Origin of the sequence: Bacillus cereus group sp. BfR-BA-01453 (assembly GCF_022662915.1) — a bacterium.
In the GTDB taxonomy this organism is placed as follows: Bacteria; Bacillota; Bacilli; order Bacillales; family Bacillaceae_G; genus Bacillus_A; species Bacillus_A paranthracis.
Map to the genome: position 1 here is coordinate 286,749 of NZ_JAKUEN010000002.1, position 15,227 is coordinate 301,975.

The window sequence follows — 15,227 nt, forward strand, 5'->3', positions numbered from 1 at the left end:
CATGGTAAATCGATTTGGATCAGTAAGGCAAGTTGGGATGACGGTAGCGTTGTTACTTGTGGCGATGTTAATCGTCATTCCGCTTTTTCTCATTTTACTTTCTAGTGTATATGAAAATAGTAGTTGGAATTTTTTAAAGCCGTTTGAAGTGATGCAGAGTAGTGGATTAGCTGGCATTTTTCTAAACTCGATGCTTCTAGGTGTACTCGTAGTAATAGGGGCTACCGTATTTGCATTTCCACTAGCTTTCATTATGAGCAAAACAGATGTTGGAAAGCATAGCAAGTTAGATATTGTTTTTATGATTCCATTTATGACACCGCCATATATTGGATCGATGGGCTGGATTTTGTTCATGCAACCGAACGGATATTTTGAACAGTTTTTTCCGATGCTAAAGACGGTTTCATCTTCGTTCTTTAGCTTAGGAGGTATGGTTTTAATTATGAGTCTGCATTTATTCCCATTTCTTTACTTCATGTTGAAGAATACATTACTTCAAATTGGGAGTAGTAAAGAAGAAGCGGCAGCAGTTCATGGTGGAAGCTTTTTCTATCGTTTAAGAAAAATAATATTACCGTTATTAGTATCAAGTTATGTAATGGGTGCTTTACTCATTTTCGTAAAGACGATTGCTGAATTTGGAACACCGGCTACATTTGGACGAAGAATCGGATTTCATGTGTTAACATCAGAGATTCATAAATTTATTTCGAGTTGGCCAATTGATTTTAGTAGTGCAACAGCATTATCTTCTCTATTACTTAGTGCATGTATGCTCATTTGGTATATGCAAAACGTATTAAATCGAAAGTATTCATATGCAATGGTTAGTGGAAAAGGTGTGAAATCTAAAAGGTACACTTTGTCTATATATGTGCGCGTTGTAGCATGGGTTTATGTAATTGGTTTATTAATCGTATCAATTGGAATCCCGTATTTTTCTATACTGATTGCTTCTTTGTCAAAATTAAGAGGCGGAGGCTTACAGTTACATAACTTTACAACGAGTCATTATGAAGCATTATTTACAATCGGATCTCCAGGATTAGAAGCTCTATGGAACAGTTTTCTTTTTTCACTTATAACAGCGATTATTGCTGTTATGATTGGCGTCTTTTTAGCACTTATGATTCGAAAGGGGAAAAAGTCCTCTGAAAAATGGCTGGATATGTGCGGTATGTTACCGAACATGGTACCAGGAATCGTAATGGTTGTAGGGCTTATTTTATTTTGGAATTCCCCCTATATGCCCCTGTCCATTTACAATACACCAGTCATGGTAATCGTAACGTACGTTGTTCTTTTTTTACCTTATACAGTGCAGTATGTAAAAGCATCGCTCGGGCAAATTGATGATTCTCTCGTGCAGGCAGGAAGTATTTTTTCTGGGAATTATATGTATATTTTTAGAAAAATAATATTCCCTCTTATTATCCCGGGTATTCTTGCCGGATGGGCGATGACATTTACAATCTCGATAAGGGAGTTAGTAGCATCGCTTCTCGTACTACCTCCATCGGTAGAAACGTCAGCAACATTTATTTTTGCTCAATTTGAACAAGGAGAAGTATCTATTGGAATGGCGATGGCTGTCGTTTCAGTTGGACTTACAACACTATGTTTATTACTTCTGCAGCATATGGAGCAAAAACGAAAAGGGGTAGCATGATGAGGGTAGAAGTGTGGGGAGGAGCGGGAGAATACGGTCGCTCCTGCTACTTCGTAAAAAATAAAGAGACAAAAATATTATTTGATTGTGGTATTAATCGGTCATATGAGGATAGTTATCCAAAAATAGAACGAGAAGTTGTACCGTTTTTAGATGCAGTATTTTTGTCACATATTCATGAAGATCATACGATGGGCTTACCTTTATTAGCGAAGTATGGATATAAGAAAAAAATATGGACAACTCGTTATACGAAGGAGCAACTCCCAGTTTACTATGAAAAATGGAGAAACTACAATTTGGCGCAAGGATGGCATGTACCTTATACCGACCAAAATGTAAAAGATTTAAATTATGTATATATTGATGAGATTAGCAATCCGAATGAATGGGTACAGATTACTCCTACATTGCGTTTTCAATGGGGGTATAGTGGGCATGTATTAGGAGCTGTTTGGTTTTTAGTGGATATGAGTCATACATATGTATTCTATTCTGGCGATTACTCAGCAGAGTCTAACATATTGCGAGCTAATTTACCTGAGAAGTTGCACGGCGATATAAAAGTCGCAATCGTAGATGCCGCTTATCATACTGATGATGTTTCGCAACATGAACGAATAAACGAACTATGTACAGAAATTGAACGAGCTGCGGGGAATAAAGGGATAACATTACTACCATTGCCCCCCCTTGGTAGGGCGCAAGATATCGTATTGTATTTATATAAAAAATATAAAGAACTCCCTATTATAGTAGATCAAGAAATTTTGGATGGATTTCAACAGATGTTCGCATATAAAGATTGGATCAAAAATAATGAAGAACTTGAAGAGCTAATGGAGAGTTTAAAAAGAAACATAATAGTTATGGATGATGACAGCGGTACGCAACATAGTTATGGAATAGTTGTAATGAGTGATGCGAATATGCAAACGAAGCGAGCGCAGTTATATTATGAACAACTTCGGCATGAAAAGCGAAATTCTATTATCTTTACTGGACATATTGCGAAAGGGAGTTTTGCAGAAAAAGTTTTGAAGGAACGTGTAGGTAAAGAATGTAGGGTGAAGCGAGTTCCATATAAAGTTCATCAAAGTATAAGAGATGTGAAAGAGATGTTAAATACATTATCACCAGAACATACGGTGTTAGTACACGCTTTGAAAGAGGATACGGATCGATTACAGAAAAAGCTTAGCACCGCAGGGTATGAAAATGTATATTCACTTACTATGGAACGAATAGAAGTCATTTGAAATGTAAAGGGGATAGGTATATGAAAAGCGTATTTGTATTCGTAAGTATTTTCTTTTGTTGTTTCCTTTATAACGTTAAGGAAGGATTTGCCGCTAGTCCAATGACACCTAGTTTTGAAGTGAAGTTATTATTAAAGCCAGAACAAGTACTAGGTCCTAACAAAGAGATGAAGCAAGATGTACTAGAGCATTTCCAGGCTGGTACAAATTATGAAAGAATACAAGTACAGTTTTTAGATACTGCAAATAAAAATTTAAGTAATGAAGGCTGGTTTGCCAGAATACGAAAGAAAGAATTTAGTAAAGATTTTGAGCTAACATATAAAAAAAGATATCCTATTCCAAATGGTGTAATTCAAGATGCACTAGAAGTAGCTAAAAAAGAAGGATTCGATAGTAATACGGATAGTTATGAGGCGGAAATAGACTGGGGATTTGAAAAGAAAACGTTAAGTATTTCAAATAAGAAAAGTTACAGTGCGAAAGGATATGGAGTACTTGATTTACCAAACGAAAAAGCTGCTCAAAACATGTTAGTAGAAAAGTTACCGGGGAAAATGAACAAATGGTTGTATACGAATTGGGGAGAAGAGATGTTAAGGGATTCCCGTATTTACGGTCCGGTATTAATGAAAAGGTATACAGGGGAGTTTGAAAATAGTAAAACGAATATTGAAGTTTGGCCACTAAGTAATACAGGGAAAATAGAAGATGATTTCGTAATAGAAGTGTCGTTTAAAACAAATGAGGAAAGTATAGCAAAAGAAAAAAGAGAATTATTAATGAAGAGTTTAGAACAAAAAGGATGGCTGTTACCAAAAGATAGTTTGAAGACAGAGCTTATTTTTCAGTAAATAGTAAAAAGGAATCCATATGCCATGGATTCCTTTTTATATATGAGTATTAAGCTAAATCAGCTGACACGAACATATCACTATTTTGAAGGTTTTTAGAGCGTAAACTATAAGCAACGACCTTCTTTTTATATTGCTTTACAACATCAACATGCTCTTCATGACTATAAATATAAAATGTAAAATCTTTTTTGCCACGTTTTGCATTAATAATTAGAGGCGTACCCTCATTATGTGGCGGTGCGTAATAGCGATCTAAAAATAAACCTTCGTTAAAATCATGAATAATTTTGGATTTTTGTTCGCCTTCTAAGTTATTTCCATTGATTGTAACAGTCGCATTCTCTTCTTCCAGTTGCGGATGTGTTTCGTACTTGCTAATAATGGATTCAATAACAGTGTTAGGAAGGCTCGAAACGATAATTTTAAATGCCCCAAATACAACTAACATAACAATAAACCAAATCGTCATAGTATATCATCCCCTTTTTCCTATTAAATAATATAACTCATATGATAATAGTACATATGGTGAACTTTTGTATAATTTGTGAAAAATTTTCTTTTTTTGAACGTTTTTTAACAAATGGAGCTTTGTAAAGAATGAGAGGGAATATTTGGTATGATAAAAATGTAAAGACGTTATATATTTTATAAGGGGGTTATAAAATGGGGAAATTAGATGGTAAGGTCGCTTTTGTTACAGGAGCTGCGATGGGGAACGGAGCTGGAATTGCACATGTATTTGCAGAGCTAGGGGCGAAAGTATTACTTGTTGATATTTCAGAGACAGTTCATGAAACTGCCAAAAATATCGTAAGTAAAGGGTTAGATGCTGCGAGTTATGTAGTCGATGTAGCTGATATGAATGCTGTTAAAGAAGTAGTGAAAGATGCATATGAGAAGTACGGAAAGATTGATGTGTTAGTAAATAACGCCGGTGTTATTCGACTTGCAAATTTTTTAGATATGTCAGATGAAATGCGTGATTTTCAATTTCAAGTAAATATTAATGGGGTATGGAATTTTTCTAAAGCGGTATTGCCATATATGATTGAGAAAAGTTACGGAAAGATTGTGAATATGTCTTCTGTAACAGGAACATTGGTTGCTGATGAAGGTGAAACTGCATATGCAACGACGAAAGCAGCAATTTGGGGATTTACAAAAGCATTAGCACGAGAAGTTGCAAAACATCATATTACTGTAAACGCAATTTGTCCAGGTTACATTATGACACCAATGGCAGAGCAAATAGCAAATGAATCTGATCCAAATGAGCCGAGTAATGTAATCGATGGAATTGCTTCAGGTGTTCCTTTAGGACGTTTAGGGAAAATTGAAGAAGTAGGTCAGTTAGCAGGTTTTTTAGCATCCGATGAATCAAGCTACATAACAGGTACACACATTGTCATTGATGGTGGTAGCACATTGCCAGAAACAGTTTCAGTCGGTGTAAAGTAAAAGGACTATGAATGAGAGTTTTAGTTCTTTCAATTATAACGCTAGAAGGAATCAGAAAGAGATTTCTTCTAGTATTATAATGTTATGTACTATTATTAGAAAAATCAATTTTGTTACAAAAAGTTGAAATTGAAGTATTTTAAAAGAAAAAGGTTTATAATAAAAATATAACTAATAACCACATTACTAATTATAAGGAAGTGTAACTATGAGTACTGTAGCAATCGTATATGGTATTATTCTTTCCACAATTATCGTTTTGTTTTTTGTTGGGGTTTCACGTTATATTCATAAATGGAAAGAAGGCGTTGCGAAATTAAATCACATTGAAGAAGAACTTAGTGATTTAATGTTACATCATGGTAAGTAAAAAGTTTATTTTTAGCTAAATAATGTGAAGGATATCACAAAGCATGTTCTCATTATGAGGCATGTTTTTTTGTTATGTGAATGATAGGCACATTCATACATTTTTTCCATACGATACAGTGTGAAAGCCGAAATGTTCGGAGTGGAAAAGAGGGATAAATGTATTGTGACAATAAAGCTGTTTAAAATTTGAACGTTTAACATCCGTTCGCTTATAATAAAAATAAACGAACGGATGTTTTTTATTTTGAGGGGAAATGATGGCGAATACTAAATAGAGGGTAGCAAAGCGATATAAAACTTTAAATGAAACTCATAATCTAGTAGAAAATACATCTAACCTATTAATTATTCACTACTTATGTGAGAGTTTTTACGACATAAATGATGGACAAACCTAGGATTTTATCTATTGCAGTTCGTTTTTTTATATTGGACAAACTGAAACATTGTTTATTCATAAAGTTTCTGAAAAGAAAGGGGTATTAACGGAGATAGAAAGTCATTATGATGAGTTAGAAAAGTAATGCTAGGTGAATTTTAATTGAGTTCATTGGAATATGCGTGACATTAACAATGGATTTCAAGCAATAGAGCATAGATTTCGTGTGCTGGGAGTAAAGGAAACGGCTATCCATGATTCACAGAAGTTTGATTTAGCTCGGAACTTAGTGGATATTTATGCTGGCTATGCGGATTATCCAAGACTGGAACAATTAATTGAATTAAATAGAATCATTAAAAAAGATTTTATGGGTGGAGCAGAAGAAGCGAAAGTTTTTGATGAACAGAAATATGTTGAGTTACACCACTTAACTCCTCAAGGTGTATTTGAAACTATAAAGAATCATTGATTATTTGCTTTGGTTTCTATAATTATCGGTGATGCATTATCAACTTGAATCGGTAAATTATATTCGTATTTTGAAAATTAATCTGTAAGAGAGGTTTTTAAATGAAAAGGGTATTTGTAGAAGTATTTCCAGCTTCTTATGGGGATTGTATGTTATTAAGAATCGAGGAACCAGGAGCTAAAGCGAAAAATATTTTAATTGATTGTGGGTTAGCTAAGACTTATAAAAAATTCTTAAAACCACGTTTGAAAGAATTGAAAAAAATGGGGGAAGAAATTGACCTACTAATAATTACCCATGTAGATGCTGATCACATAACAGGAGCGATAAATTTATTAAAAGAAAATGGTTCTAATCAGTATAGTAAAATAATTAAAATTAATGAAATTTGGCATAATAGCTTTAAGAACTTATATAGAGATATTCAAGATGAATCTTTAAACAAAGTAGACCTTAGTATTTTAAATAATATAAGAGTTGAAACACAGCACTTAGACGAAGATGAGGAATTAGAAGCGCAAGATATTAGTGTTAATCAAGGCTCTCATTTTGCATCATTGATTTTAAAAGGAGGGTATAGTTGGAATTCCTCATTTGGAAATCAATCAATATTTATTAAAGATTTTAACCCTATTACTATAATGGATGATATCAAAGTTACTTTATTGTCTCCTACCTATGATGCATTAGAAAAATTAAAAAATTATTGGGAGAAAGAATTAAGAAGTAAGGGGTATGATAAGCTAATTCAGAATCATTCTATTTTCGAAGATATTTTTGAAGGTATTTTACTTGAAGAAAATGAAAGTACAGGTGAAGAGGCGGAAGATATAGCTTCAGCAAAATTTAATATTGATAAATTAAGTAACGAAAGATTCTTTCCAGATGAATCAGTGACAAATGGTAGCTCAATAGTAATTTTATTAGAAATCGGACAAAAAAAATTACTATTTATGGGCGATACCCATTCGGATGTGTTAGAAAGTACTATTAAGCATCTACCGCCAAAGGTTCTAAAAAATTTAGATTTAGTTAAAATATCACATCATGGTAGTAAATATAATAATGGATTATCATTATATAATCTGTTGTCATCAAAAAAATACTTAATAACAACAGATGGCAGTCAACATGGTCATCCGCATCTAGAGACATTAGCAAGAATTATAAAAAGTAATGAAATGACTAAGAAAAGTTTAGTATTTAATTACCCTTTGGAAAAAATAGCTCCAATTCTTGATAAAACATTAATGGAAGAACATGGATATGAAGTGGTGATTAATGAAAAAGAACAAGTATTGATTATTGAAATTGATTAAAGGTGAAAAATATGTCAGAAGAAAAACTTAGAGATTGGATATTTTGTATTGAAGCAGGGAAGATAGGGGTTGGTTTTTTAATAAAGGAAGATACCCTTTTAACAGCTTTACATAACTTAGAGGACCAATTATCAAATATCAAAGTATATATAGATAAAAATGAGGATAAATATTACCTAGCAGAGTGTATAGCGAAATCTAGTGAATACGACCTTGCCATATTAAAACTAAATCATTCTGTACAGGTTTCGTACGAATTAGAACTAAATATTAGCTGGGATTTACAAATTTGTGATTGGAGATCGTTCAGTTATGTTAAGGATATATTTACCAATGGATCTAAAATTAATGGTACAATTTTAGACACAACGGTAAAAGAAAATGTTTTGATTTATGATTTGCATTTACAGGCAGGGCTTGAATTAAATTATAGCGGGGCTTCTGGATCACCGGTTATTGTTGGAAATAAAATTGTAGGGGTTATTTTGAAGCAGCTTAAAGGTAATACGTTAGGTGCTGTATCTTTCAGAAAAGCATACGATTTTTTATTTGAAAGCGGTATAGAAATATCAACCAGTAAAGTTGTTTCATTGGAAGAAGAAAATTTTTTGAAGGAAATGGTCGCGTTAGGGGTTATAGGCTATGAAGGAGACGAAAAAATACCTTACATTGAGACATTAGCGAAATGGAAAAGATTGGATGAATATGCTATAAATAATTTTCAAGATACTGAATATGAACCGGAATATTACTCCATAATAGGACAAAAAAAGCCAGGATATGATTTTCCAATTCCAGTTGAACAATTATTAGAAGAATACTTTAAAGAAATAAATTATTCCAAGTCAATTAAAATAGCATTTTTAATAGCGGATTTTGGTAAAGGGAAATCATCTTTTTTGAAATACTCAGCTAAAAAATATGCTTTAAGTTATTTAAAAGGAGAAGAAGAGTATTTTCCCATTTATTTTAATCTACGATGGTATATTGATTATAAGGATTTTACAGATTTAGGTTGCATATATTTATATATGAAAAGACTTTATAATATCGATTTGAAAGAACAAAAATATAAAGATACTAAATTTTTATTTTTAATAGATTCACTCGATGAAAGTGGAGAGCTGACAGGAGATAAATTGGATGAAGTACTTAATTCAGCGAGATCAATATTAACAAGGAATGGATTAAAATATAATAAGGATAAAATTATATTAACTTCTAGACCCATTAGTCATTTAAATAAGTTTATCAGTAGGTATGCACCGTATAGGGATAAAGAAGATAATGAGTATTATATAAATTTAACTGGATTTGAAAAAGCAGATTTTGATTTATTTTTCAAAAAAGTGATTAATTTAGATAAACCCGTCTCTCGTGAGAATAATTTTGGAGTGAAGGTGATTCAATTAATTACAATGGATTGGAGTATAAGTGAATTTTTGCTGAGACAGTCTATTGTGGGTATGGAAGAAATTTCTCGTCCCATATTTGCCTATATGCTATATAAACTTGTATATGCGAATCAAAGAATTGAAATTGATAATAAGTTAAGTATATTTATATCATTTATCAATTTACTTACGAAAGAAGCGAAGTATATTAAAGATGACTCATTATTTCATGAGTACAAGGTCATTGAGGAATTAAAGCATAGAAATATACTCCACGCCTCGGCCGTAAATTGGCAATTTAAAAGACATATAAATGAAGATAATGTCCTTAAGGTAAAAGAATTATCTAAAATTTTGATGGAAACAGAAGAAGAGCATAAAGCAGAGTACCATCACTTTTATTCACAATCATATTTTGGAGAGAATAAAGAGTATTTTTATTTTAAACACCAATCTTTTGCAGAAATTCTATTAGCAGAATATTACCTTAAGGTGTTAATATATGCTGCATTAGAGGACGAAAATATTCAGCAAACTAGGATGAAACTCAATTTGGGGATACCAACAACTCAAACAATGCGATTTTTTCAGGGGTTACTATCAATATTTTGGAGTTCAATTAATACTGAAAATAAAGAGAACATTAATTCTAGAAATCAAATTTTTCCTTTAATAGGTTCGATGATAATTGATGAATATCCAAATTTTCTTAACTCAAATAAACTTAGAGAGCGTTGGATTAATCCAGATGTATTAAATAGGAATAAGCCTCCACAGGAAGCTATTGATAATTGGGGACTCTATAAAACTGATATAGAAAAAGTAAAAGAAATTTGTTTGCATCTGATAGAAGATGAGACTTCTTATACGGTTCCTATTTATGATCAAAAACAAAATATATATAATTCAGAAGTTTTAATTCGGAAGGGTATTAAAAATAATGAATATCTACCCATAGATAAATGGATTTCCTTATTTGCTATTAATAATTTAGTGCGAGGTATCGATGAATATGCTGATTTAATTAATAAAGTTGATATAAAGCCATTTGTAGAAGAAATGGCTATTTCAAATACTGTTTTTGGACATGTCACACCCGAGTGGGGGAGCACATTGTTGTGTGGTATGGATATGTCTAATTGTGAAAATACAGAAGGACTAAATTTTGAAGCGGAAACACTGCAAGGTTTCGATGCATCGTACTCAGAACTCAGTGCAGCTGTATTTAATGGTACAGATATTTTTGACTCTTACTTTGAAAAGTCTAATTTACAGGGGACAACGTGGCAGGAAGCTGTATTAGAAGAAGTATATTTTAATAAGGCGGATTTAAGGGGTACAAGTTTTGTGCTTTCACATATGATAAATACAGACTTTTCCTATAGTTATCTTTTAGGGGGAGATTTTTCAGATGCCTTTATTGAAAATGTAAGTTTTGATAATTCGATAATGAATGGGAGTAATTTTTCTCATTCTACATTAAAAAAAGTAAGTTTTCAAAATTGTAATTTACAAGGTGCAAATTTTTCTGAAGCAATTTTACTAGATATAGATTTTGATAATTGTGATTTAGAAAATGTTATTTTTGAAAAAACTATAATTAGTAAGTCTCTGGGAGAGAAGTATTATAGTAGTTTTAGAAGAAATCCTTACTATAAAAAGATTAGGTTTATCGATGATGATAAAGTTGAGAAACTGCTAGAATAATTTTGAAAATTAGAGTTGTTTAAAGAGTATTTTTAAACAACTCTATTGTTTTTTAGTGAAATGAAAACTTTATGTTTTTTAATAACATTATTTTCATTTAACTTGATATTAATGAGAAGAGAATACGGCTTAAAGTAATCAAAATTAAGAAACTGTATTATATATACATCTTCTTTTCCATGTTTAATAACTTGATTAATGCTACCACCATCATTAGAAACCATATAATATTCACCATCAGTTTTTTTGAAAAAATAAAAACTTAAAATAGATCCAGCTTTTACAGTAGTATCAAGTTGTTCAAAGAATTTTCCGTAATTAGCTATTACTATTGTCCAATCTTTATTATATTTTTCATCGAATCTTTTGATATCCTCTTCATCCATATCTTCTTTTTTATTTCTTTGTAGTCAATTTTATCAATACCACTTTTCCTTTCCATAAAATTCGCCTCATTTTCCGTACTCTTTATCAATTCTTTTTCAAGTTTTTCATTAGATATTTGTTTTAACTCTTCACGATACATTACAAGTTTTTTGAATGTCTGCAAATCTGTATTTACAATAAAATGAGTAGTTCAGGTTATGTTCCAGATAGTCAACTACCCCGCTGAGATAAAGCCTTTCAGTGGGGGCTTGAGTTAGAACACTAGGTCTTTTCGTCTATCGCTAGACAGTTTGACGCTCTAGCATTCATGCCACCTTATGGTGACACCCCAAGTATGTTTTTGGTTGGTACTGGCAACGAACGATTGTTTTCCCACTTGCACCACCCTTTCGAAAAAGAGCAGTTCTCCCTTGAGGAAGAAGCCACCACTCAGATGAATCTGGCGTTTGCTACAAGCCCCGACGAGTCGAGTACACATAGATGGTTGACGCACCCACTAAGCTATGCGCGAAGCAACAGCCTTACGTTTTTGCACTTCTAATAGAATCGGCGTTTTCACTTTGAGATTGTCATCCAATTCTACAACTCCTGATTTTTTCAATGTATTCAGCGCACCATTCATATCAGCATGGATACATGTTCCTGCTTTACTTTGATATAGACCACGCGTAATTCGTTTGCCACTAAAGCGATACTGCGTTCTATCATCCTTAGACCAAACTGGAACCGGATCTTTGTCTAGAAAACTAGCTTTTGAAGTATAGCTTTCTTCTTGTTTGAAAAAGCGGATGCCTTCTTTTATGCATTTATTCTCAATTGCCGCAATCAATTTCTCAAATGGGATTTGAACAAATGTTTGATTATTCTTTTTCCCCATATGAGATTTCTGTTTCCAACCAGCGTTATACCCTACAACAATCGTATCTATATCGAATTCTTTCACTTTTTTGAACAACAAGCCTACCGTTTGTGCAATGTAACCATGTATTTGTCGTTCTCGTTTATGCCAAAGTGCAGCGATTTTGTTCGTTACAATTCGTTTTGAAAGTCCATTTTCCACATTTTTTTGTTGTAGATTACGTATCGTTTTGTTGAAGTACTGGTTAATGGATTTTAGTTTTTTTCCATCAATTAAGAAGGCATCACCTGTATTGGTCACGCAACTTACTAATCTGTCTACACCTAAATCGCAACCTAAAGCGTTACTCGTAGTCATGGGTTGTTTCTTCATTTGAGAAACGTGCATTTCATATGTGTAATGCACCTCAAAGAACCGACCTTTTTGCTTCGGTACAATCTCAATGTAGGAGATGTTTTTATTTCTTAAATTTTTAGGCATACGTATTCGAATGGAACCGAATTTTTTTCTAAATGCAACATTCATTGGAATGATCCAATAGCCGTTCTCATCCACTTTTGGCACTTGATAGATTTCAATGATTCGTTTGTCAGTGGAACGAGAATAATTCGGAAACTTCGGACGACCTGTGAACTTATCAGGATGTTTCTTCCACTGTTCCAACGCTTTAAAAAAGCTCTTCACTTCTGTAAATAAGGCTCTACGAATCGCTTGAACAGAGTTTGATTGAACGCCCGAGTAGTTCATATCAGCCTGCATGGCATTGTCCACTTCTTTTACAGTAGCCACCCTGTTATGGTTCAAATAACTTTGTTTTATCGTGTACAACCCAACATTTCGCAGTGCTTTTGAACTATGCGACATGCGCTTAAGTAAACGAAATTCTTTTGCAGTCAGGCAAGCTCGTCCGATATTCTGTTTCTGCGTGAATCGTTGCATCGTTTCTCTTTTATTTTGTTTCCGTAATACTTTCACTGCTTTCTTTCTAGCCATTGTTTTCACGACCTTTCTTAGAGAGTTCATTACAATTATTTTTCTCCTAAGATTGTGTTTTTTTAGGAAAGCCATATTTTTGTACCTGTTAATTTCTTTTGGTTCAAGCAGACAAATGATTATGATTATCATTATCTATTTTCGTTATCCTACAATATATTTCCTCCTTATCTAGGGCAGGTTATATCGTAAGACAAAAGAAACAAAATTGTTTCGTCTACCTGCTGACGGCAATTCATCTCCACCTGAATTGTTGGGTTTCAGCCGTAAAACAAATCAGATGGAGTCTTCTTGCCGAAAAGGATAAAAATTTAAAGAAAAGTTCAGGAACTCCAAATCTTTTCTTTGATTCACGAAAAAATATCTTTTTTAAGAGGAATGAGAAAAACGTTGCATATGAAGTTACGTCAACGCAGTTACCAGCGATGATAGGTGGTGCGTTTGTTGATTTATTTATGACAAAAGGGCATATGCGAGAACCACATTGGCATCCGAATGCGTGGGAATTGGATGTTGTTGTATCAGGAGAAGCAGTTACATCCATCTTAAATCCGGAAACGAATCAATTGCAAAATTATCATATGAAAGCGGGGCAAACTGTCTTTATTCCAATGGGATGGTGGCATTGGATCACAGCGGTAACAGAAGAAGTGCAATTACATTTGTTCTTTAATAACGATCAGTTTGAAACAGCAGAAGGATCAGACATACTTAGATTAACACCGCCAGAAGTATTTCAAGCTGCATATGGTGTAAGTGCAGAAAAATTAGAGAAGGACCTTTCGCCAATTAAGGAGTCAGTTGTAATTGGTCCCCCTAACTCAAATCGTATAAGTAGCGTTAAAGAAAGTGACGAGTCAAATATAGTAGTTACGTTAAATGGACAAATAACACCATGTGAAATAGAATAACTCTTTCTTTTTTAGGAAGATTTATTCTATTTTGTATAATTTTGTAATATATTTCGTTATAATTATGATATAGAAGGGAATGTAGTAGAGGGGGCATATTGTGAACATATTAAAAATTATAGGTATAGCTTTCTTTTTTATTATGAAGTACTATTTGTCAAAAGAAGACCCTAATTACGTATTACAGTACATAAAAGAGCATAAAGGTGATAGAACATATTCATTATTAATTAGGAAAAATGGGGAAGTAGTAACATCTATAAATGAAAATGTAAAATTACCATTAGCAAGTATGGCAAAAATCGTAATAGCAGTTGAATTTGCTAAGCAAGTATCAGAAGGGAAAATAAGTCGAGATGAACAAATTTCATTGTACGAGTTAGATAAATATTACGTTAAAGATACTGATGGTGGAGCGCATCCTGACTGGTTAGAAGATGCTAGAGAGAGAGAATTCGTGAAAAATGGACAGATTACTTTAGAAGAAGTAGCTAAAGGCATGATTCATTATAGTTCTAATGCAAATACAACATATTTGTTAGATAAGCTTGGAATAGAAAGAGTAAATGAAAGTATAAAAGAGTTAGAGCTTACCAGTCATGACAAGTTCTCTTCATATACTGCTTCATTATATATGAGAGGGTATGTAGAAAAAGAGCTTCATGAGCCAGAAAATCAATCGTTAGAAAAGATACGTAACATGTCACAGGATGAGTATAATCAACATGTGTTACAAATACATGAATGGATGAAAGACGAAGAAGAATGGAAAAAGCGGGATATCCCATTAAAGGTAGATATGGAATTTCAGCGAATTTGGTCAGATCGATTAGTGGGTGCAAATGCTAAAGATTATATGAGTATAATGGAAAAGATAAATAGTAGAAAGTATTTTCCAAAATCAATGCAAGAAGAAATCGAGAACATTTTCAAAGGAACAGTTAAAAATAATAAGTTCGAATATGCTGGTCAAAAAGGTGGTTCTACCGCATTCGTATTGACAAAAAGCTTGTATACTACAGATAAGAAAGGGAATAAAGTAGAAGCTGTCATTATGTTTAACGGTATAGAAGATCAAATTGCATATCAAAAGTTGAGAAATAATGTAGACTATTTTATTCGAGATATTATAACAAGTGAGGAGTTTAGAAATAAATTATAATAGAATAATTTTATTATGTAAAC

General features: G+C 32.8%; 13 protein-coding genes. 10 read left to right on the forward strand and 3 right to left on the reverse strand.

The annotated features are described in order from the left end of the window. Position 1 precedes the first annotated feature (1 nt). The 3 genes from MR070_RS06255 to MR070_RS06265 are packed head-to-tail and all read left to right on the forward strand — an operon-like array spanning position 2 to position 3,785. Positions 2-1,672 carry an ABC transporter permease gene (locus MR070_RS06255; protein ID WP_242260804.1) on the forward strand — a complete coding sequence of 557 codons (1,671 nt, stop codon included), beginning with the start codon at positions 2-4 and terminating at the stop codon, positions 1,670-1,672. Beyond that, on the forward strand, positions 1,669-2,931 hold the full coding sequence (locus MR070_RS06260; protein ID WP_042512954.1) for an MBL fold metallo-hydrolase: 1,263 nt from the start codon (positions 1,669-1,671) through the stop codon (positions 2,929-2,931). The genes MR070_RS06255 and MR070_RS06260 overlap by 4 nt, the downstream gene beginning before the upstream one ends. A 20-nt stretch (positions 2,932-2,951) precedes the next feature. Beyond that, positions 2,952-3,785: a hypothetical protein gene (locus tag MR070_RS06265; protein WP_000843592.1), complete on the forward strand. Its 834-nt coding sequence runs from the start codon at positions 2,952-2,954 to the stop codon at positions 3,783-3,785. 49 nt (positions 3,786-3,834) lie between these two features. On the opposite strand, the gene MR070_RS06270 is transcribed toward MR070_RS06265, so the two are convergent. Continuing rightward, positions 3,835-4,257 (reverse strand): YfmQ family protein, encoded by a 423-nt coding sequence (locus tag MR070_RS06270; protein WP_242260806.1) that lies wholly within the window; start codon positions 4,255-4,257, stop codon positions 3,835-3,837. A gap of 197 nt (positions 4,258-4,454) precedes the next feature. Between MR070_RS06270 and ucpA the strand changes: the two genes are divergently transcribed. From ucpA to MR070_RS06295, 5 genes are all read left to right on the forward strand, one after another. Continuing rightward, entirely contained in the window at positions 4,455-5,249 is a 795-nt protein-coding gene (gene ucpA / locus MR070_RS06275) for an SDR family oxidoreductase UcpA (RefSeq protein WP_042512953.1), read from the forward strand. Positions 5,250-5,457: 208 nt separating this feature from the next. Beyond that, positions 5,458-5,619, forward strand: a complete 162-nt coding sequence (locus tag MR070_RS06280; protein ID WP_000108701.1) for a hypothetical protein — start codon at positions 5,458-5,460, stop codon at positions 5,617-5,619. Positions 5,620-6,178: 559 nt separating this feature from the next. Beyond that, positions 6,179-6,472, forward strand: coding sequence for a hypothetical protein (locus MR070_RS06285; protein ID WP_233774824.1), 294 nt, complete (start codon positions 6,179-6,181; stop codon positions 6,470-6,472). A 101-nt stretch (positions 6,473-6,573) separates the two neighbouring features. After that, positions 6,574-7,791, forward strand: coding sequence for a ComEC/Rec2 family competence protein (locus tag MR070_RS06290; protein WP_052494327.1), 1,218 nt, complete (start codon positions 6,574-6,576; stop codon positions 7,789-7,791). Between the two features lie 11 nt (positions 7,792-7,802). Then, a complete protein-coding gene (locus MR070_RS06295) occupies positions 7,803-10,892 on the forward strand; it encodes a pentapeptide repeat-containing protein (RefSeq protein WP_052494326.1) in 3,090 nt (1,029 codons plus the stop codon). A 32-nt stretch (positions 10,893-10,924) separates the two neighbouring features. Here MR070_RS06295 and MR070_RS06300 read toward each other — a convergent pair whose 3' ends face one another. After that, the gene (locus MR070_RS06300; protein ID WP_042512952.1) at positions 10,925-11,278 is read right to left on the reverse strand and encodes a hypothetical protein; all 354 of its coding nucleotides are present in this window, start codon (positions 11,276-11,278) and stop codon (positions 10,925-10,927) included. A gap of 497 nt (positions 11,279-11,775) precedes the next feature. After that, positions 11,776-13,131, reverse strand: a complete 1,356-nt coding sequence (locus MR070_RS06305) for an RNA-guided endonuclease TnpB family protein (RefSeq protein ID WP_042513585.1) — start codon at positions 13,129-13,131, stop codon at positions 11,776-11,778. A 275-nt stretch (positions 13,132-13,406) separates the two neighbouring features. Between MR070_RS06305 and MR070_RS06310 the strand changes: the two genes are divergently transcribed. Both MR070_RS06310 and MR070_RS06315 read left to right on the forward strand, forming a co-directional pair. Continuing rightward, positions 13,407-14,042, forward strand: coding sequence for a cupin domain-containing protein (locus MR070_RS06310; protein WP_200152513.1), 636 nt, complete (start codon positions 13,407-13,409; stop codon positions 14,040-14,042). A gap of 100 nt (positions 14,043-14,142) precedes the next feature. Further along, the gene (locus MR070_RS06315; RefSeq protein WP_396021572.1) at positions 14,143-15,204 is read left to right on the forward strand and encodes a serine hydrolase; all 1,062 of its coding nucleotides are present in this window, start codon (positions 14,143-14,145) and stop codon (positions 15,202-15,204) included. The last annotated feature ends 23 nt before the right edge of the window (positions 15,205-15,227 follow it).